We start from the raw sequence: 19,673 nt of genomic DNA on the forward strand, positions 1-19,673 counted from the left end.
ATCAGACCTCTTCGACCGAGCTGGGCTCGGAGTGCGAGAGATCGATGCCCAGTTCCTCGGCCGCCCGGAAGACCTCGTCATCCGAATCGCGCATCTCGATGGTGTTGCCGTCCGCCGAGAGCACCTCGACGTTCAGGCACAGCGACTGCATCTCCTTGATGAGGACCTTGAAGGACTCGGGGACACCCGGCTCGGGGATGTTCTCGCCCTTCACGATGGCCTCGTAGACCTTCACGCGCCCGTGCACGTCGTCGGACTTGACCGTCAGCAGCTCCTGCAGCGTGTAGGCGGCGCCGTACGCCTCGAGCGCCCAGACCTCCATCTCGCCGAAGCGCTGGCCGCCGAACTGCGCCTTACCGCCCAGCGGCTGCTGGGTGATCATGGAGTACGGGCCGGTGGAGCGCGCGTGGATCTTGTCGTCCACGAGGTGGTGCAGCTTCAGGATGTACTGGTAGCCGACCGACACCGGGTCCGGGAACGGCTCGCCGGAGCGGCCGTCGAACAGCCGGGCCTTGCCGGACCGGTCGATCAGCCGCACGCCGTCGCGCGTCGGGTTGGTGTGGTCGAGGAGGTCGAAGATCTCCTCCTCGCGCGCGCCGTCGAACACCGGGGTGGCCACGTTCGTGGGGCCGGACTGCTTCGGGAAGTTCGGCAGCCGGTCGAGCCACTCGGGGTCGCCCTCGATGTTCCAGCCCTGCTTCGCGAGCCAGCCGGTGTGCACCTCGAGGACCTGCCCCAGGTTCATGCGGCCGGGCACGCCCAGCGGGTTGAGGATGATGTCCACGGGGGTCCCGTCCTCGAGGAACGGCATGTCCTCCAGGGGCAGGATCTTCGAGATGACGCCCTTGTTGCCGTGGCGGCCGGCGAGCTTGTCGCCGTCCGTGATCTTGCGCTTCTGCGCCACGTACACCCGGACCACCTGGTTGACGCCCGCGGGCAGGTCGTCGTCCTCGTCGTCGCGGTCGAAGACGCGCACGCCGATGACGGTGCCGGACTCGCCGTGGGGCACCTTCAGGGACGTGTCGCGCACCTCGCGGGACTTCTCGCCGAAGATCGCCCGCAGCAGGCGCTCCTCCGGGGTCAGCTCGGTCTCGCCCTTCGGGGTGACCTTGCCCACGAGGATGTCGCCGGCCTGGACCTCCGCGCCGATGTGGATGATGCCGCGCTCGTCGAGGGCGGACAGCACCTCCTCGGACACGTTCGGGATGTCCCGGGTGATCTCCTCGGCGCCCAGCTTCGTGTCGCGGGCGTCGATCTCGTGCTCCTCGATGTGGATCGAGGTGAGCACGTCCTCCGAGACCATGCGCTGGGAGAGGATGATCGCGTCCTCGTAGTTGAGGCCCTCCCAGGACATGTAGGCGACCAGCAGGTTCTTGCCCAGGGCCAGCTCTCCCTGGTCCGTGGAGGGGCCGTCGGCGATGACCGAGCGCTCCTCGACGCGATCGCCCTCGGAGACGATGACGCGCTGGTTGTAGGTGTTGCCCGGGTTGGAGCGCGTGAACTTGTTGATCGGGTAGACCGTGGTCGTCCCGTCGTCGTTGAGCACGCGCACGAGGTTCGCCGAGACCTCCTCGACCACGCCGGCCTTGCGGGCCAGCACGGAGTCCCCGGCGTCCAGGGCCGCGTAGCGCTCCATGCCGGTGCCCACGAGCGGGGCCTCGGACTCGAGCAGCGGCACGGCCTGGCGCTGCATGTTGGCGCCCATGAGCGCGCGGTTGGCGTCGTCGTGCTCCAGGTACGGGATGAGCGCGGTCGCCACGGACACCATCTGGCGCGGGGAGACGTCCATGAACTGCACGGCGGTCGGGTCGACCAGCACGGCCTCGCCCGAGCCGTCGGCGGCGCGCGCGAGGACGGCGTCCTCGGCGAACCGGTTGTCCGGGCCCAGCGGGGCGTTGGCCTGGGCGATCGTCACGCCGCGCTCGTCGTCGGCGGTGAGGTACTCGACCTCGTCGGTGACGAGGCCGCCGACGACCTTGCGGTACGGGGTCTCGATGAAGCCGAACGGGTTGATCCGCCCGTAGGTCGCCAGCGAGCCGATGAGGCCGATGTTGGAGCCCTCGGGGGTCTCGATCGGGCACATGCGGCCGTAGTGCGACGGGTGGACGTCACGGACCTCCATGCCGGCGCGGTCCCGGGAGAGACCGCCCGGGCCGAGCGCGGACAGGCGGCGCTTGTGAGTCAGGCCCGCGAGCGGGTTGTTCTGGTCCATGAACTGCGACAGCTGCGAGGTGCCGAAGAACTCCTTGATCGCCGCCACGACGGGACGGATGTTGATCAGGGTCTGCGGGGTGATCGCCTCGACGTCCTGGGTGGTCATGCGCTCGCGCACCACGCGCTCCATGCGGGACAGGCCCGTGCGGATCTGGTTCTCGATCAGCTCGCCCACGGCGCGGATGCGGCGGTTGCCGAAGTGGTCGATGTCGTCGACGTCCACGACGACCTCGCGGGGTTCGCCGTCGCGCACGCCCTTCATGGTGCCGCCGCCGGCGTGCAGGGTGACGAGGTAGCGGATCATCGCGACGATGTCGTCGACCGACAGCACGGAGGCGTCCTCGTCCTCGAACGCCTTGTCGAGGCCCAGCTTCCGGTTGATCTTGTACCGGCCGACCTTCGCGAGGTCGTAGCGCTTGGAGTTGAAGTACATGTTGTCGAGCAGCGCCTGCGCGGCGTCGACCGTGGGCGGCTCCCCCGGGCGCAGCTTGCGGTAGATGTCCAGCAGCGCGTCCTCGCGGGACTCGACGGTGTCCTTCTCGAGGGTCGCCCGGATGGAGTCGAACTCCCCGAACTCCTCGAGGATGCGGGACTCGCTCCAGCCGAGGGCCTTGAGCAGCACGGTGACCGACTGCTTGCGCTTGCGGTCGAGGCGCACGCCCACCTGGTCGCGCTTGTCGATCTCGAGCTCGAACCACGCGCCGCGCGAGGGGATGATCTTCGCGGAGTAGATGTCCTTGTCCGAGGTGCGGTCCTGGCCGCGCTCGAAGTATGCGCCCGGCGAGCGGACGAGCTGGGACACGACGACACGCTCGGTGCCGTTGATGACGAAGGTGCCCTTCTCGGTCATCAGCGGGAAGTCGCCCATGAACACGGTCTGCTGCTTGATCTCGCCCGTGTTGTTGTTCATGAACTCGGCCTTGACGTACAGGGGCGCCGAGTACGTGGCGTCCCGGTCCTTGCACTCGTCCATGGTGTACTTCGGGTCGTAGAACTCCGGCTCCGAGAAGGACAGGGACATGGTGCCCTGGAAGTCCTCGATCGGGGAGATCTCCTCGAAGATGTCGGACAGCCCGGAGGTGCGGGCGATGCCCTGCTCCCCGGTCTCGATGGCCTGCTGGACCCGGGCCTGCCACCGCTCGTTGCCCACGAGACGGTCGAAGCTGTCCGTCTGGAGGGCCAGCAGGTTCGGCACGTCCAGCGGTTCATGGATCTTGGCGAAGGAGATGCGGCGCGGGATGTTCCCGTCGGCCGGTCGGTTAGCGGTTACGTTCGAATCGGTGCTCGAGGCGACCAAGATGGATTCCTTCCACAGACCTGCAGTTGAATCGCGCAGTTCCCGAATCGGGGATACGGGTGGGCGAGGGCCAGCGGACTCGAGATGCTGGTTCGCTCCCCGGGGGCGCCCACCGCTATATGAAGGCACGCAGAATGAGGGACAACGCAAAGATCCAGCATAGACGCGAAGTGCGGCTCTGTCCACACGACCGGTGGACGCGGGCGTCCACCGGTCGTAGGATGGGAAATTTCGTGCTCCGGGTCTCACCGGCACCGGGGGCGCCGGGCCCGCGGGTCAGCCCGCGGCCGCGAACGCCTCGACCGGCGGGCAGCTGCAGACCAGGTTGCGGTCCCCGGCGGCGTTCTCCACCCGGCCCACGGGCGGCCAGAACTTGGCGCGGCGCAGCTCGGGCAGCGGGTAGGCGGCCCGGGACCGGGGGTAGGCACGGTCCCACTCGTCGGCCGTGAGCACCTCCGCGGTGTGCGGCGCGCGGCGCAGGACCGAGTCCTCGAGTGCGACCTCGCCGTCGGCCACGGCGGTCATCTCCGCGTGGATCGCGCGCATCGCGGCCACGAACCGGTCGAGCTCCGCGAGGTTCTCGGACTCCGTGGGCTCCACCATGAGCGTGCCCGCCACCGGGAACGCGAGGGTGGGGGCGTGGAAGCCGTAGTCGACGAGCCGCTTGCAGACGTCCTCCGCGGTCACCCCGGAGGCCTTCGTGAGCGCGCGCAGGTCGAGGATGCACTCGTGGGCCACGAACCCGCCCGGGCCGGTGTAGAGGGTCGGGAAGACGTCGGCCAGCCGGGCGGAGACGTAGTTCGCGCTGAGGATCGCGGTGCGCGACGACGCGGTGAGCCCCTCCGCGCCGGTCATGGCGATGTACATCCAGGAGATCGGCAGCACCCCGGCCGACCCGTGGCGGGCCTGGGACACGGGGAAGGAGTCCTCCCCGCCGTCCGGGGCCGCGGGGTCCCCGGGCAGGAACGGCACGAGGTGCTCCGCCACGGCCACGGGCCCCACGCCGGGCCCCCCGCCGCCGTGCGGGATGCAGAAGGTCTTGTGCAGGTTCAGGTGGGAGACGTCCCCGCCGAAGCGGCCCGGCCGGGCGAGGCCCATGAGCGCGTTGAGGTTGGCGCCGTCCACGTAGACCTGGCCCCCCGCCGCGTGCACGGCCTCGCACACGGCCGTGATCTGCTCCTCGAACACGCCGTGCGTGGAGGGGTAGGTGACCATGATGCCCGCCAGCTCCTCCCCCACGCTCCCGATCTTCGCGGCGAGGTCGTCCAGGTCCACGGAGCCGTCCCCGGCGGTGGCCACGACCACCACCTTGAGGTCCGCGAGCACCGCGGAGGCGGCGTTGGTGCCGTGGGCCGAGGACGGGATGAGGACGGTGGTGCGCTGCCGGTCGCCCCGGGAGAGGTGGTAGCGGCGGATCGCGAGGAGCCCGGCGAGCTCGCCCTGGGAGCCGGCGTTGGGCTGGACGGAGACCGCGGCGTAGCCGGTGATCTCCGTGAGCCAGGACTCGAGCTGGGCGATGAGCTCGCGCCAGCCGAGGGTCTGGTCCTCGGGGGCGAGCGGGTGGATCGAGGCGAACTCGGGCCAGCTGATGGGCTCCATCTCCGCGGCGGCGTTGAGCTTCATGGTGCAGGAGCCGAGCGGGATCATGGTCCGGTCGAGGGCCAGGTCCTTGTCCGCGAGGGAGCGCAGCCAGCGCATCATCGCGGTCTCGGAGCGGTGCAGCGTGAACACGGGGTGGGTCAGGTAGGAGTCGGTGCGCAGCAGCTCGGCGGGCAGGTCCCACGCCCCGCCCGCGTCGTCCGTAGCCGCGGCGCCGAAGGCCGCGAGCACGGCGTCGACGTCGCGCTCGTCGTGGGGCTCCCCCACCGACACGGAGACGTGGTCCGCGCCGGCCCGGCGGACGTTGATCCCACGCTCCGCGGCGGCGGCCACGACGGCGTCGGCGCGGCCGGGGACCTCGGCGAGCACGGTGTCGAAGAACCGGTCGTGGACCACGCGCACGCCCGCCGCGGCGAGCCCGGCGGCCAGGCGGGCGGCCAGCCCGTGCACGCGCTCGGCGATGGCGCGGAGCCCGTCCGCGCCGTGGTAGGCGGCGTAGGCGCCGGCCACGACGGCCAGCAGCGCCTGGGCGGTGCAGATGTTCGAGGTGGCCTTCTCGCGGCGGATGTGCTGCTCGCGGGTCTGCAGGGCCAGCCGGTAGGCGGGCCGGCCGGAGGAATCGGTGGAGACGCCCACCAGGCGACCGGGCAGGTTCCGCTCGAGGCCCTTGCGGCAGGCGAGGAACGCGGCGTGGGGCCCGCCGAAGAACAGGGGCACCCCGAAGCGCTGGGCCGAGCCCACGGCGATGTCCGCGCCCTGCTCCCCCGGGGAGCGCAGCAGGGTCAGGGCCAGCAGGTCGGTGGCCACGGCCACGAGCGCCCCCCGCGCGTGCGCCTCCTCGGCGCGCTCGGCGAGGGGGACGACCTCGCCGTCGACGCCCACCTGGGTCAGGACCACCCCGAAGAGCTCGCCCTCGGGCAGCCCCTCGGCGAGGTCGGCGACGACCAGCTCGATGCCCACGGCCCGGCAGCGCCCGCGCAGCACGGCGAGGGTCTGCGGGAGCGTCCGGGCGTCGACGACGACGCGCCGGCTCGTGGCCTTCCGGTTGGCCCGGCGCATCATGAGCACGGCCTCGGCCACCGCGGTGGCCTCGTCCAGGAGGGAGGCGTTCGCCAGGTCCAGGCCGGTGAGGTCCATGACGGCGTTCTGGAACGTGAGCAGGGCCTCGAGGCGGCCCTGCGAGATCTCGGGCTGGTAGGGGGTGTAGGAGGTGTACCAGGCGGGGTTCTCGAGGATGTTGCGGCGCAGCGCGGGCGGGGTGACGGTGTCCGCGTAGCCCTGCCCGATCATCTGGGTCATCACCCGGTTCTTCGCCGCGACCCGGCGCAGCGCCGCGAGGGCCTCGTGCTCGGACATCGGGGCGGGCAGGCCCAGCGGCTCGGAGGAGGCGATGGTCGCGGGGACGGCGCGGGCGACGAGCTCGTTGAGGTCGGCCGCGCCGACGGTCTCGAGCATGATCGCGGTCTCGGCGGCGTCCGGGCCGAGGTGGCGTGGCAGGAAGGACAAGGTGAGCTCCTCGTGGTCCGAGGCCCGGTGGGGCCCGTCCGCCCTCCCCCGCCCGGACTCTCCCGCTGCGCGTGGGCGGCCGATGTGGTCGTGCCCCCAGTCTCCCACAGACCGTCCGGGCCCGGCACGGCACGAGGCCCCGGACGCCGTGCGTCCGGGGCCTCGCAGGAGCGTCCGTGAAGGGACGCGTCCGGGGTCCTACTTGAGGGTGACGGTGGCGCCGGCGCCCTCGAGGGCCTCCTTGGCCTTGTCCGCGGCCTCCTTGGTGGCGCCCTCGAGGACGGCCTTGGGGGCCGAGTCCACGAGGTCCTTGGCCTCCTTGAGGCCGAGGGAGGTCAGCGCGCGGACCTCCTTGATGACCTGGATCTTCTTCTCGCCGGCGGCCTCGAGGACGACGTCGAACTCGGTCTGCTCCTCGGCCTCCTCGGCGGCGGCGGCCGGAGCGGCGGCACCGGCGACGGCCACGGGGGCGGCGGCGGTGACGTCGAAGGTCTCCTCGAAGGCCTTCACGAACTCGGAGAGCTCGATGAGGGAGAGCTCCTTGAACGCGTCGATCAGTTCAGCGGTGGTGAGCTTGGCCATGGTTGTGGCTCCTTTTCGATGGTGTGCCCCGGCCGGGTTCGTCGGCGCGGGACGGTCTGGTTCCGTGGTGAGAATGTGCCTCGCGGCGGGGATGCTGGTCAGGCGTCCTGCTCCTCGACCTTGGCGCGCAGCGCCTCGGCCGTGCGGACGGTCTTCGACAGCGGTGCCTGGAACAGCGCCGCGGCCTGGGACAGGGACGCCTGCGCGGCACCGGCCACCTTGGCCAGCAGCACCTCGCGGGACTCGAGGTCCGCGAGCTGCTTGATCTCCGCGTCGCTCAGGGCCTTGCCCTCGAGGTAACCGCCCTTGACGACGAGCTGCGGGTTCGCCTTGGCGAAGTCACGCAGGCTCTTGGCGGCCTCGACGGGGTCCCCCGAGATGAAGGCGATCGCGCTCGGGCCGGCGAGCTGGCCGTCGAACGCGTCGATCCCCAGCTCCTTGGCCGCGATCGCGGTCAGCGTGTTCTTCACCACGGCGTATTCGGCGTTCTCACCGAGCGAGCGGCGCAGCTCCTTGAGCTGGGCCACGGTGAGGCCGCGGTACTCAGTCAGGACAGCGGCGTCCGAGTTGGAGAACAGTTCCTTCAACTCGGCGACCGCGGCTGCCTTTTCCGGGTTCGCCATGGTACTCCTTCCGGTCTTCGATGCCGGTCGCTGCCGCAAGGGCCCGGGCACAGAAAAAGCCCCGCGCAGATGCCCGGGGCTCGGCGTCGCACCCCGTGCAGGACGGGCGGTGCTCGCTGTGCTGGTTCACCTGCGCTGGCGGTTCCTGGCGGAACTCTTACGGCTGTCCTTCCGCTTCGCGCACTCCGAAACGGGGCGCACGGGGCAGGGGGACCACGACCGGCGGTCTTTGGTGTCTCCCAGGCTACCGGAGGCCCCCGCCGCGGCCAAATCGGCTCCGGGGCGGCCCCGGACCCGGCTCAGGCGGAGGGGAAGTCGCGGGCCCACACGCCGCTGCGCCCGGCCACGCGGAAGCCCAGCCGGGCGTTGACCCGGCTCATCCGGTCGTCGCCGCTGTGGCTCCAGGAGTAGACGGTGCGCACGCTCGGGGCCAGCCGCTCGAGCTGCTGCAGGTTGGCCAGCTTCAGCCGGGTGGCGAGCCACCGGCGGCGGTGCTCGCGCAGGACCACGGTCTCGTCCTGCATCCCGATCGGCGGCTCCTCCCCCGCCAGGACGATCTCGGTCATCCCGACGAGGCGTCCGGTGGGCTCGTGCTCGGCGACGGCCACGAGCGAGAGGTTGCCCGCCTCGGCGCGCAGCTGCTCGGTGCGCCGCACGCGCTCGGCGTCCCAGGGCTCTGGCTCGGCGGCGGCCACGGGGGCCAGGAACGAGTCGGTCGCCATGCGCGAGTGCAGGGCGGCGAGCTCGTCGAGCCGGTCCTCGGGGGCCGGGCCGCTCCAGACGTGGATCCGGTACGGCTCCTGCGCCGGCGAGGCCGCGACCTCGTCCAGCAGGGCCGCGACGCGCTCGGGCGGCAGGGGGACGTCCAGCACCCCGAAGTCGCTGACCGACTCGAGCCGGTAGCCGGCGCTGAGGGCGAAGCGGGTCTGCCGGTTGGACACGGGCAGCCGGCCCGAGCCGTCGGCGGCGTCCACCCACTCGACCATCCCGGGCGTGACCAGCGGGAAGACCCCGGTGACGCTGCCGTCGCCCTGGATCTCCTCGGGCCCGGGGTGCTCGGTCTGGATCCGCAGGTGCCGGCGGGACTCGCCCACGGCGAGCTGCTCGGCGGCGGCCAGCAGTTCGCTGCCGGTGCCCTGCGAGGTGACGTCGGGGTCCACGTCGACGGTGATGTGGGCGGAGTCGGTGAGCGTGACCAGGGGCATCCGCACCTCGGCCCGTCCCGCCAGCCGGTCCCCGGCCCACGCCAGCAGGACGACCACGCGCTCGAAGGGGTCCAGCAGGTCCCGGTAGAGCTCCTGGGCGTCACCGGTGAGGTCCGAGATCCCCCACACGTGCTGCCGGGACCGGCGCACGAGCTCCGCGACGCGCCCCAGCAGCTCCTGCGCGGCGTCGTCGAACTCGTCGGGGATGCGCATCTGCTCGATGCGCACCGGGGGGTGCTCGCTCACGTGGGGGGTCTCCGTTCCGTGGGCGCCGGCGGACGCCCGCCGGCTGCTGGGTCGTGGGAGGAATGGTCCCGTCGGACGGGAAGGGGCCCGGCCGCATCGGCCGGGCCCCCACCCGTCGGAGCCCCGCGGGCTCCGGTGCACGGCGTCAGGCGCCGACGACGACCTCGGTGGCGTTCGGGTCGACCGGGATGCCCGGCCCGAACGTGGTCGAGACGGTCGCCTTCGTGATGTAGCGGCCCTTCGACGCGGAGGGCTTCAGGCGCAGGATCTCCTCGAGGGCGGCGCCGTAGTTCTCCGCCAGCTTCTCGAGCTCGAAGGACGTCTTGCCCACGATGAAGTGCAGGTTCGAGTGCTTGTCGACGCGGAAGTCGATCTTGCCGCCCTTGATGTCGTTGACGGCCTTGGTCACGTCCATGGTGACGGTGCCGGTCTTGGGGTTCGGCATCAGGTTGCGGGGGCCGAGGACCTTGCCCAGCCGGCCGACCTTGCCCATCATGTCCGGGGTGGCCACGGCGGCGTCGAAGTCGGTCCAGCCGCCCTGGATGCGGGCGATCAGGTCGTCGGAGCCGACGTAGTCCGCTCCGGCCTCCTCCGCGGCGGCGGCCTTGTCGCCGGTCGCGAAGACGACGACGCGGGCGGTCTTGCCGGTGCCGTTGGGCAGGTTCACGGTGCCGCGGACCATCTGGTCGGCCTTGCGGGGGTCGACACCGAGGCGGAGGACGACCTCCACGGTGGAGTCGGTCTTCGCGGTGTCGAGCTCCTTGGCCAGGGCCACGGCCTCGGCCGGGGCGTACAGCGTGCCCGCGTCGATCTTGGCGGCGGCCGCCTGGTATGCCTTGCTGCGCTTTGCCATCTGCTTCTTCTCCTTGTGCAGTTGTGGTCTGCGGGCCGCGCTCGGCCCTGCCACGTCAATAACGGTGGGTGGTGATCAGCCGAGGCTGGTCACTCGACCTCGATGCCCATGGAGCGGGCGGTGCCGGCGATGATCTTCGCGGCGGCGTCGATGTCGTTGGCGTTGAGGTCTTCCTTCTTGGTCTCGGCGATCTCGCGGACCTGGTCCATGCTGAGCTTGCCGACCTTCTGGGTGTGCGGGACACCCGAGCCCTTGGCGACGCCGGCGGCCTTCTTGATCAGCTGCGCGGCGGGCGGGGTCTTCGTGACGAAGGTGAACGAGCGGTCCTCGTAGACCGTGATCTCCACGGGCACGATGTTGCCGCGCTGGGACTCCGTGGCCGCGTTGTAGGCCTTGCAGAATTCCATGATGTTGACGCCGTGCTGACCGAGGGCCGGACCCACGGGAGGAGCCGGGTTGGCGGCGCCTGCCTGGATCTGCAGCTTGATCAGGCCGGAGACCTTCTTCTTCTTGGGAGCCATGTGCTGGTCCTTCTTCTGCTGGACGTACCGGCGCACAGGAGCGTACGACGGCGGGTGGCCGCCGTGGCGCGGCGGCCGGGCGGCCCGGCGGCGAAGCATGCACCGCGGGGCCGGGAACTGGGGCGGGCCGGAGCGGCCCGCGGGGCTCAGATCTTGGAGACCTGATTGAAGCCGAGGGTGACGGGGGTCTCGCGCTCGAAGATCGACACGAGGACGACCAGCTGCTGGGACTCCACCTTGATCTCGGAGATCGTGGCGGGGAGGGTCTCGAAGGGGCCCTCCTTGACGATGACGGACTCGCCGACCTCGAAGTCGACGTCGATCTGCGGCTGCGCGCTGGGCTGGGCGGAGGACTCGGCCCCCGCGCCCTGCGGCGCCTCGAAGACCGGGTTGAGCATCTCGAAGACCTCGTCGAGGCGCAGCGGCACCGGGTTGTAGGCGTCCTGGCCGACGAAGCCGGTGACGCCCGGGGTGTGGCGGACCGCGCCCCAGGAGGCGTCGGTGAGGTTCATGCGCACCAGCACGTAGCCCGGGATCCGCACCCGGCGCACGATCTTGCGCTGGGCGTTCTTGATCTCGACGACCTCCTCCATCGGCACCTCGATCTGGAAGATGTCGTCCTCCATGTTGAGGGACTGGATGCGGGTCTCGAGGTTCGTCTTCACGCGGTTCTCGTAGCCGGCGTAGGTGTGGATGACGTACCAGTCACCCTCCTGGCGGCGCAGCTTCGACTTGAACTCCTCGACGGGGTCCACGGCGGGCGCCTCGTCCTCGGCCGCGGGGGCCTCCTCGTCGGCCGGGGCCTCCGCCTCGAGCGGGGCCTCCTCGTCGGCGGGCGCGGCGGGAGCCTCGTCGGCGACCGGGGCGTGCTCCGGGTCGTGGGCGGCCGCGAAGTGGTCCTCCTGCACGGAGGTCTCGGCCTCCGGCAGCTCCGGAGCCTGCTGGTCGACCTCGGCCGGTGCCTCGGTGCCGTTTTCGAGCTCGTGCTCGGTCACTGGATCTCCCTCAAAGTTCTTTCGTGGATGTCGTGCTCTGCTGGGTCACGGTGGCCGGCCGCGCCGGTCCGTGCGCCGCCCGGATCAGCCGGCGGCGTCCCCCTGCCCGAAGATCCACAGGGCGGCCTGGCCGAACGCCAGGTCCAGGACCGAGATGAGCACCATCATGAACGCGACGAACACGAGGACGACCAGGACGTAGTTGACCAGTTCGCGCCGGGTGGGGGTGACCACCTTCCGGAGCTCGCCGACGACCTGGCGCAGGAACAGGAACAGGCGCCCGAAGACGCCGCGGGGGCTCTCCGCGCCCTGCTCCGGGGGCTGGCCCGACGCGCGGCCGGCGGTGGTCTGCGACATCGGCTCTCCCTGTGTGGACTCGTGCGGGCCGCGCAGTGCTGCCGGCCCGCCGTCGCCGCGGCGGCTCCCGGCACCCCGTGGGGGTGCCGGGGACCACCCCGGACTGGAGCAGGGCAGACAGGACTCGAACCTGCAACCTGCGGTTTTGGAGACCGCTGCGCTACCAATTGCGCCACTGCCCTACGTGCCTCGCGGCCTCGGCCGGCGTGGGGACGCCGGTCTCGATCGCTCGGACCCGGTCACCGACTCTACCATCCGGTCCCGCCGTGACGGCGCGGCCGAGCAGGCGCCGATGACACCAGTCGTCCATCCTAGGCGACCCGGGCGGCGGGGTGCAATCCGGGCGGGCGCGGCCGCCGGGGCGCCGGGCCCGCGGTGCGGACGCCCGAGTAGCATGGGGGCGTCCGCACCGCCGTCCCCGCACCCGGCGGAGACCGCCCGTTCCCCTCCAGGAGGCCCCCGGTCATGACCACGTCCCGCATCTCCCGGCGCGTCGGCGCCATCGCAGAGTCCGCGACGCTCGCCGTGGACGCGAAGGCGAAGGCCCTCAAGGCCGCCGGCCGGCCCGTGATCGGCTTCGGCGCCGGGGAGCCCGACTTCCCGACCCCCCAGTACATCGTGGACGCCGCCGCGGCCGCCCTGCAGGACCCGGCGAACTTCCGGTACACGCCGGCCGCGGGCCTGCCCGAGCTGCGCAGGGCGGTGGCCGAGCAGACCGCCCGGGACGCCGGCTACGCGGTGGAGCCCTCCCAGGTGCTCGTCACCAACGGCGGCAAGCAGGCCGTGTTCCAGGCCTTCGCGACGGTCGTGGACGAGGGCGACGACGTCCTGCTGCCCGCCCCGTACTGGACCACCTACCCCGAGGCCATCAAGCTCGCCGGGGGCAACCCGGTCGAGGTCTTCGCCGGACCGGAGCTCGGCTACAAGGTCACCCCCGAGCTGCTCGAGGCGGCGTGGACCGAGCGCACCAAGGCCCTGCTGTTCTGCTCGCCGTCGAACCCCACGGGCGCCGTGTACTCCCCCGAGGAGACCGCGGCCGTGGGCCGCTGGGCGGCGGAGAAGGGGATCTTCGTGCTGACCGACGAGATCTACCAGCACCTCACCTACGACGGCGTGCCGTTCACCTCGATCGCCGCCGCCGTGCCGGAGCTGGGCGAGAACGTGGTCGTCCTCAACGGCGTGGCCAAGACGTACGCGATGACCGGCTGGCGGGTGGGCTGGATGATCGGTGCCCCCGACGTCATCAAGGCGGCCACGAACCTGCAGTCCCACCTGACCTCCAACGTCAACAACGTGGCCCAGCGGGCCGCGCTGGCGGCCGTGTCCGGCCCGCTCGACGAGGCCCACCGGATGCGGGAGGCCTTCGACCGCCGCCGCCGGGTCATGGTCGAGGCCCTCAACGCCATCGACGGCGTGGAGTGCCCCACCCCGACCGGCGCGTTCTACGCCTACGCGGACGTGCGCGGCCTGCTCGGCCGGCGCTTCGGCGACGCGACGCCGCAGACCTCCGCCGAGCTGGCCGAGCTGATCCTGGAGCAGGCGGAGGTGGCCGTGGTGCCCGGCGAGGCGTTCGGCCCCTCCGGCTTCCTGCGCCTGTCCTACGCCCTCGGCGACGACGACCTCGCGGAGGGCCTGCGCCGGCTCCAGGAGTACCTGGGCGGCGCCGCGTGAGCGCCGCGACGGACGCCCGGGACACCGCCGTGGCCGCGGCGGAGCAGGTGCCCGCGGCGGCGCTCGTGAGCGCCGGGCTGATCGGCGGGTACGCCACCGCCCGGGCGACCGGCGTCCGCCCCCTGGGCGGGGCGGTGCTGGCCGCGGCCGGCGCGGCGGCCGCCCACACGTGGTGGCACCGCGGCGGGCCGGGCACCACGGCGGCGCTCGGCGCGCTCTACGTCCTGGGCTTCGGGCTCTCCCACCCGCTGGCCCGGCGGATCGGGGCCTGGCCGTCGGTCCTGGCCGTGACCGCCGTCAACGCCGCCGCCAACACCGTCCTGGTGGACCGCCCCGGCCGCTGAGCCGCGACCGCCGCGCACCGGCGCCGCCCGCCCCCGGAAGGGGACGGGCGGCGCCGTCGTCGTCCCGCGTCCCCGGGCCGCACCTCAGTCGCCGACGGCCTCCAGGCCGCGGCGCACGATCAGCGGGTCGGGGGGATAGACCACGTCCGGGTCCTTGTCCTCGTAGTCGAACTGGTCCAGGAAGAAGCGCATCGCGTTGAGCCGGGCGCGCTTCTTGTCGTTGGACTTCACCGTGATCCACGGGGCGTGGTCGGTGTCCGTGCGCAGGAACATCTCCTCCTTCGCCTCGGTGTAGTCCTCCCACCGGTCCAGGGACGCCAGGTCCATGGGCGAGAGCTTCCACCGGCGCACGGGGTCGATCTGGCGGATCGCGAACCGGGTGCGCTGCTCGTGCTGGGTCACGGAGAACCAGAACTTGGTGAGGTGGATGCCGGAGTCCACGAGCATCTTCTCGAAGACGGGCGCCTGGGCCATGAACTGCTCGTACTGCGGGTCCGTGCAGAAGCCCATGACGCGCTCGACGTTGGCGCGGTTGTACCAGGAGCGGTCGAACATCACGATCTCCCCCGCCGTGGGCAGGTGCTGGATGTAGCGCTGGAAGTACCACTGGCCCCGCTCCCGGTCCGAGGGCTTCGTCAGGGCCACCACCCGGGCGGCGCGCGGGTTGAGGTGCTCGGTGAACCGCTTGATCGTCCCGCCCTTGCCGGCGGCGTCCCGGCCCTCGAACACGATGACGTGCTGGAGGTCGTGGTCCTGGCCCCAGTACTGGAACTTCAGCAGCTCGATCTGCAGCTGGTACTTCTCGAGCTCGTACTCCTCGCGCGACAGCCGCTCGTCGTACGGGTAGTCCTCCCGCCAGGTCTCCACGGCCGATCCCCCGGGATCGATGAGATCCGGGTCCGGGGACTGCCCGTCCCGCACCGTGTACCCCTGGTCGACCAGCTTGTCGATGAACTCCCGCAGGTTCTCCCGGGCCGGTTCCTTGTCCGTGTTCAACGCCACCCCTCCTTCCGGGCCCGTCGGGGCCCTCTTCCCGGAAGTCTAGGCCGCGGGCGGGCGGGCGGCGCCGGGGGCCAACACGGCCGGGCCCGGCCCTGCCGTGTTGGCCCGGACTCACTAGACTGGGCCTGCCGGCGCACGTCCGGCCCGCCACGCACGCCCCGCCCACCCGGAGGAGACTGTACGAATGAAGATCGGACTGCTGACCAGCGGCGGGGACTGCCCCGGACTCAACGCGGTGATCCGCGGCGCCGTGCTGCACGGGATCAAGACCTACGGCCACGAGTTCGTGGGCTTCCGCGACGGCTGGCGCGGGGTGCTCGAGGGCGACATCATGGACCTGCCCCGCACCCGGGTCCGCGGCCTCGCCCGGGAGGGCGGGACCATCCTCGGCACCTCCCGCACGAACCCCTACTCCGGGCCCGGAGGCGGGCCGGAGAACATCGGGGTGATGCTCGAGCGCCACGCGGTGGACGCGATCGTGGCCATCGGCGGGGAGGGCACCCTGGCCGGCGCCAAGCGCCTGGCCGACGCCGGGCTGCCCGTGGTGGGGGTGCCCAAGACCATCGACAACGACCTGCAGGCCACGGACTACACCTTCGGCTTCGACACGGCCGTGTCCATCGCCACCGACGCCATGGACCGGCTGCGCACCACCGGGGAGTCCCACCACCGGTGCATGGTCGCCGAGGTCATGGGCCGCCACGTCGGGTGGATCGCGCTGCACTCGGGCATGTCCGCCGGCGCCCACGCGGTGCTGATCCCCGAGCAGAAGGTCTCGATGGACCAGGTCTGCGCTTGGGTGCAGGAGGTCTACGACCGCGGCCGCTCCCCGCTGGTGGTCGTCGCGGAGGGGTTCATCCCCGAGGACCGGGAGGACGTGCTCGCAGGGAAGGGCACCGAGGCCGACGGCCGTCCGCGCCTGGGCGGGATCGGGGAGTACGTCACGCAGGAGATCGAGCGCCTCACCGGCATCGAGACCCGCAACACCACGCTCGGGCACATCCAGCGCGGGGGCGCCCCCACGGGCTTCGACCGCGTGCTCGCCACCCGCTTCGGGATGTCCGTGGTCGACCTCGTGCACGAGAAGCAGTGGGGGCGGATGGTCGCCATCCGCGGCACCGACATGGTCCGCGTCGACTTCGCCGAGGCCCTCGAGGGGCTCAAGACCGTTCCCCAGGACCGCTGGGACGAGGCCCGCGTCCTCTTCGGCCGCTGAGGCGGGCGGCGGCCCCGGTCGGTCAGGCCTGCGGGTCCGCGCCGCCCGGGGCCCGGGGCGGACGTCGGTGACGGGAGTCCCGGGGTCCGGCGAGGTCAGGGGCGGGGCCCGCGGAGGAAGCCCGTCTGCCGGCCGACCACCTGCCCGGCGTCCGGCGGCACGACGACCTGCTGCGCCGCGGCCCACCGCTGCTCGCCGTCGGTGACGACGAGCTCGGCGGCGGGATCGACGGTGCGCTTGAGCACGGCCAGGGCGATGGGACCCTGCTCGTGGTGGAGCTGCACGGAGGTGACGCGCCCCACCGTGCGCTCCCCCGCGACCACCTCGGCCCCGGCGGCGGGCAGCGTGTGCTCCGACCCGTCGAGGTCGAGCAGCACCAGCCGGCGGGGCGGGTGCCCGAGGTTGTGCACCCGTGCGACGGTCTCCTGGCCCTTGTAGCAGCCCTTGGCCAGGTGCACGGCGGTGCGCAGGAGGTCGAGCTCGTGCGGGATCGTCCGTTCGTCCGTCTCGGCGCCCAGGCGGGGGCGCCACGCGGCGATCCGCAGCGCCTCGGCGGCCCACGCGCCGGCGAGGGGGAGGTCGAGGGTCAGGGCGTCGAGCTCGTCGCGGGGCACGAGGTGCTCCCACCAGGTGCGCTCCTCGCCGGGGTGGGGCCCGTCGAGGACGGCGTAGCTCCACCCGCCGGGGGCGACGTGGGGCCAGGGGTCCCGCCACACGACCGTGGCGGGCAGGCCGGGCACGGGGCCCGTGGCGCCGAGCACGGCCCACTGCCCGGTGCGGTCCTCGATCTCGACGCGCAGCGCGAAGCGCATGCGCTCGAGCCACGCCACCAGGGCCGCGGTCTCGTCGGCCTCGGTGATCAGCCAGGTGCTGGTGCCGTCGTCCACCACGTGGGGGGCGTGCTCGATCCGCCCCTGCACGGACAGGAAGAGGGTCTCGGTGCTGCGCCCGGGCTCGAGCCCGGTGAGCACCTGGGAGGAGAGGGTGGTGAGCCAGCTGAGCCGGTCGGGCCCGGTGACGGTCACGACGCCCTTGTGGGAGAGGTCCACCACGGTGCCGGGGGTGCGCACGAGGGAGCGCTGCTCGCGCAGTGGGTCGCCGTAGTGGGCGGCCACCCCGCGGTCCAGGCCCTCGGCCTCGACGGCGCCCGGCCGGTGGAGCAGGGGGGAACGGTGCTCGGTCACGGAACTCAGCCGATCTTCCGCAGCTGCGCGGAGGCGTGGGTGGTCAGGGGCTCGCCGAGGGCGGCCATGTCCCAGGCCCAGAACAGGTCGCCGTGGACCAGGCCGTACATGCGGGTCGAGGAGCTGTACTCCTTGGCCCCGCGGGCGCGGATCACGGCGTCCGTGGCGAGATCGATCCGCGGGCCCTTGATCTGCCCGGCGTAGAGCTCGGCGACGCCGCCGGGGTGGGTCAGGGTCACGAGGACGTCGAAGCCGCCGTCCGCGTTGCGCATCCGCTCCACGTCCTCGGCGCCCTGGAGCACGGGCACGAGGTCCGGCGGGAGCATCCCGGGGCCCACGTCACCGTCCTCGAGGGTGCGGTCGAGCTGCCAGAAGCCCTGTTCCACGGTGGCCGGGCGCATCGGCTGCCCCTCGTCGTCGAGGAGCGTGGTCTGTGCCCGGTAGTCGAGGAACGGCAGCCCGTTCTGCTCGAAGGTCACGCGCTGCCGGAACGGCCGCTGCTCGACCTCGCCGTAGCCCATGAAGCCGTCGCCCTCCCAGGTGCCCAGCAGCCAGGCGAAGGGGACGAGCTCGGGCAGCAGATCCGAAGGGATCTCGATCGGCACGGGACTAGTGCTGTCCCTTGAACAGTCCGAGGACCACCTTCAGGGAGATCCCGGCGATGAACAGGCCCGAGATGCCGAGCAGGGCGAGGTAGAAGATTTCGAGTGCAAGCATGGCCCTAAACTACCACGGTGCTCACCAGCCGGGCAGTGAACACGGCCCCCACCCCGAGGAACGCCACGGGGGTCACGCCGAGGGCCACGACGCCCCGCTTGGGCGAGCTCTTCGGGGCCGCCGCGATGACGCGCCCGCCCACGAGGGCCACCAGCGCGGCCAGGACGGCGCCGACCACCACGAGCAGGGCGGGGTCCGGGCCCGTGGCCCGGTAGTCGCCGGCCAGGGCGATCCAGCCGGAGGAGCTGACCGCCGCCAGCACGCCCGCCGTGGAGGCGATCGCGGACTCGAGCCGGTGCTCGGCGCCCTCGCCGCGCACCAGCTCCGCCGCGAACACCGTCATGAGGGCCACGCCGACGACGGCGGGCAGCCACACGAGCTGCTGGCCGGGCAGGAACTGCACGAGCAGGGCCGCGACGACGCCGGCGGCGGTCATGATCACGTTGTGGCGGTGCCTCGCCGCGATGCCGGTGGCCGCCGGCCAGCCGAAGCCGATGACCACGGACATGCCCAGCGCCAGCACCAGCGGCGCGGGCCCGGCGACCGCGACCGCCACGAGGGCCGCCACCAGCCCGGCCACGCTGCACGCGGCGATCATGGCATATCTCATGGTGATCGGGTTCCTGCACTGTCGGGGGTCGGGACCTGCGCCCGGGCGGACACGAGCAACGATAGCGGCTCGCCGCGGGGCGCGGGCGGAGCGCCGGGACCGGGTGCAGGACCGGGAACCGGGCGCGGGGTGCGGGCGGGCACGGGCCGCGGGACGCTCCGGGCCGGCTAGGTCGCGGAGCCGGTCGCCCGCCCGGACCTATACTGACAGCTCAGTCCGTACGCCAGAGTGGAGAAGCACGAGTGTTCCAGATCCTGATGCTGACCGACGCGGACGGACCTTCGGCATCGGTGCTCCCGGCCCTCGACCTGCTCAACCACAAGGTCTCGGTCGCCCCGACGCGGACCGTGTCCGGCAGCCTCGACGGCCGGTCCCCGGACGTGGTCCTGCTGGACGGGCGCACCGACCTGATCACCGCCCGCAACCTCGCGCAGCTGCTCACCGCCAAGGGCCTGGCCGCGCCGCTGCTGATGGTCCTCACCGAGGGCGGGATGGCGGCCGTGGCCGCGAACTGGATGGTCGACGACGTCGTGCTCGACACCGCCGGCCCCGCGGAGGTCGAGGCGCGGCTGCGCCTGGCCTCCTCCCGCACGGCCGAGGTCCCCGAGGACGACACCCGCATCCGTGCGGGCTCCGTGGTCATCGACGACGCCGCGTACTCCGCGCACGTCAACGGCCAGCCCCTGAACCTCACCTACAAGGAGTTCGAGCTGCTGAAGTACCTGGCCCAGCACTCGGGGCGGGTCTTCACCCGCGCCCAGCTGCTCAGCGAGGTCTGGGGCTACGACTACTACGGCGGCACCCGCACCGTGGACGTGCACGTGCGGCGCCTGCGCGCCAAGCTGGGCGCGGACCACGAGCACCTGATCACCACGGTGCGTAACGTGGGCTACAGCTTCGCCACGACGCGGGCCCGGGAGGGCTGAGCACC

General features: G+C 72.2%; 17 protein-coding genes and 1 tRNA gene. 4 read left to right on the forward strand and 14 right to left on the reverse strand.

Annotation, left to right across the window (positions count from 1 at the left end; genetic code table 11):
* Position 1: 1 nt before the first annotated feature.
* The 10 genes from rpoB to E7Z53_RS11385 all read right to left on the reverse strand — a co-directional run bounded on the left by rpoB (position 2) and on the right by E7Z53_RS11385 (position 12,180).
* Positions 2-3,511: a DNA-directed RNA polymerase subunit beta gene (rpoB, locus tag E7Z53_RS11340; RefSeq protein WP_017833278.1), complete on the reverse strand. Its 3,510-nt coding sequence runs from the start codon at positions 3,509-3,511 to the stop codon at positions 2-4.
* A gap of 276 nt (positions 3,512-3,787) precedes the next feature.
* Complete coding sequence (gene gcvP / locus E7Z53_RS11345) at positions 3,788-6,616, reverse strand: aminomethyl-transferring glycine dehydrogenase (protein WP_176337776.1); 2,829 nt, start codon at positions 6,614-6,616, stop codon at positions 3,788-3,790.
* Between the two features lie 198 nt (positions 6,617-6,814).
* Positions 6,815-7,198, reverse strand: coding sequence for a 50S ribosomal protein L7/L12 (gene rplL / locus E7Z53_RS11350; RefSeq protein WP_017833276.1), 384 nt, complete (start codon positions 7,196-7,198; stop codon positions 6,815-6,817).
* Between the two features lie 98 nt (positions 7,199-7,296).
* Positions 7,297-7,821 carry a 50S ribosomal protein L10 gene (gene rplJ / locus E7Z53_RS11355; RefSeq protein WP_017833275.1) on the reverse strand — a complete coding sequence of 175 codons (525 nt, stop codon included), beginning with the start codon at positions 7,819-7,821 and terminating at the stop codon, positions 7,297-7,299.
* Positions 7,822-8,120: 299 nt separating this feature from the next.
* Entirely contained in the window at positions 8,121-9,272 is a 1,152-nt protein-coding gene (locus tag E7Z53_RS11360) for a GNAT family N-acetyltransferase (protein WP_035924897.1), read from the reverse strand.
* A gap of 145 nt (positions 9,273-9,417) precedes the next feature.
* Positions 9,418-10,125, reverse strand: a complete 708-nt coding sequence (rplA, locus tag E7Z53_RS11365; protein WP_017833273.1) for a 50S ribosomal protein L1 — start codon at positions 10,123-10,125, stop codon at positions 9,418-9,420.
* A gap of 89 nt (positions 10,126-10,214) precedes the next feature.
* A complete protein-coding gene (gene rplK / locus E7Z53_RS11370; RefSeq protein WP_017833272.1) occupies positions 10,215-10,646 on the reverse strand; it encodes a 50S ribosomal protein L11 in 432 nt (143 codons plus the stop codon).
* 146 nt (positions 10,647-10,792) lie between these two features.
* A complete protein-coding gene (gene nusG / locus E7Z53_RS11375; protein ID WP_176337777.1) occupies positions 10,793-11,641 on the reverse strand; it encodes a transcription termination/antitermination protein NusG in 849 nt (282 codons plus the stop codon).
* 84 nt (positions 11,642-11,725) lie between these two features.
* Positions 11,726-11,998, reverse strand: coding sequence for a preprotein translocase subunit SecE (secE, locus tag E7Z53_RS11380; RefSeq protein ID WP_017833270.1), 273 nt, complete (start codon positions 11,996-11,998; stop codon positions 11,726-11,728).
* A 109-nt stretch (positions 11,999-12,107) separates the two neighbouring features.
* Positions 12,108-12,180 (reverse strand) — tRNA-Trp (locus E7Z53_RS11385).
* 283 nt (positions 12,181-12,463) lie between these two features.
* On the opposite strand from E7Z53_RS11385, the gene E7Z53_RS11390 reads away from it, so the two are divergent.
* Positions 12,464-13,669, forward strand: a complete 1,206-nt coding sequence (locus tag E7Z53_RS11390; protein WP_176337778.1) for a pyridoxal phosphate-dependent aminotransferase — start codon at positions 12,464-12,466, stop codon at positions 13,667-13,669.
* Positions 13,666-14,013, forward strand: a complete 348-nt coding sequence (locus tag E7Z53_RS11395; protein ID WP_017834232.1) for a hypothetical protein — start codon at positions 13,666-13,668, stop codon at positions 14,011-14,013. Before E7Z53_RS11390 ends, E7Z53_RS11395 begins: the two co-directional genes overlap by 4 nt.
* A gap of 84 nt (positions 14,014-14,097) precedes the next feature.
* Here the strand turns inward: E7Z53_RS11395 and ppk2 are convergent, their stop codons facing one another.
* On the reverse strand, positions 14,098-15,009 hold the full coding sequence (gene ppk2 / locus E7Z53_RS11400) for a polyphosphate kinase 2 (RefSeq protein WP_035924909.1): 912 nt from the start codon (positions 15,007-15,009) through the stop codon (positions 14,098-14,100).
* Positions 15,010-15,199: 190 nt separating this feature from the next.
* Here ppk2 and E7Z53_RS11405 point away from each other — a divergent pair, with 190 nt between their 5' ends.
* Positions 15,200-16,231, forward strand: coding sequence for a 6-phosphofructokinase (locus E7Z53_RS11405; RefSeq protein ID WP_017834233.1), 1,032 nt, complete (start codon positions 15,200-15,202; stop codon positions 16,229-16,231).
* A gap of 95 nt (positions 16,232-16,326) precedes the next feature.
* Here the strand turns inward: E7Z53_RS11405 and ygfZ are convergent, their stop codons facing one another.
* From ygfZ to E7Z53_RS11420, 3 genes are all read right to left on the reverse strand, one after another.
* Positions 16,327-17,415 carry a CAF17-like 4Fe-4S cluster assembly/insertion protein YgfZ gene (gene ygfZ / locus E7Z53_RS11410; protein WP_017834234.1) on the reverse strand — a complete coding sequence of 363 codons (1,089 nt, stop codon included), beginning with the start codon at positions 17,413-17,415 and terminating at the stop codon, positions 16,327-16,329.
* A gap of 5 nt (positions 17,416-17,420) precedes the next feature.
* Positions 17,421-18,020 carry an FABP family protein gene (locus tag E7Z53_RS11415; protein ID WP_017834235.1) on the reverse strand — a complete coding sequence of 200 codons (600 nt, stop codon included), beginning with the start codon at positions 18,018-18,020 and terminating at the stop codon, positions 17,421-17,423.
* Positions 18,021-18,136: 116 nt separating this feature from the next.
* Positions 18,137-18,742, reverse strand: a complete 606-nt coding sequence (locus tag E7Z53_RS11420; protein WP_251355408.1) for a hypothetical protein — start codon at positions 18,740-18,742, stop codon at positions 18,137-18,139.
* A gap of 242 nt (positions 18,743-18,984) precedes the next feature.
* Between E7Z53_RS11420 and E7Z53_RS11425 the strand changes: the two genes are divergently transcribed.
* Complete coding sequence (locus E7Z53_RS11425) at positions 18,985-19,668, forward strand: response regulator transcription factor (protein ID WP_017834238.1); 684 nt, start codon at positions 18,985-18,987, stop codon at positions 19,666-19,668.
* Positions 19,669-19,673: the final 5 nt, after the last annotated feature.

The organism is Kocuria salina (assembly GCF_013368965.1).
GTDB classification, from domain to species: domain Bacteria; phylum Actinomycetota; class Actinomycetes; order Actinomycetales; family Micrococcaceae; genus Kocuria; species Kocuria rosea.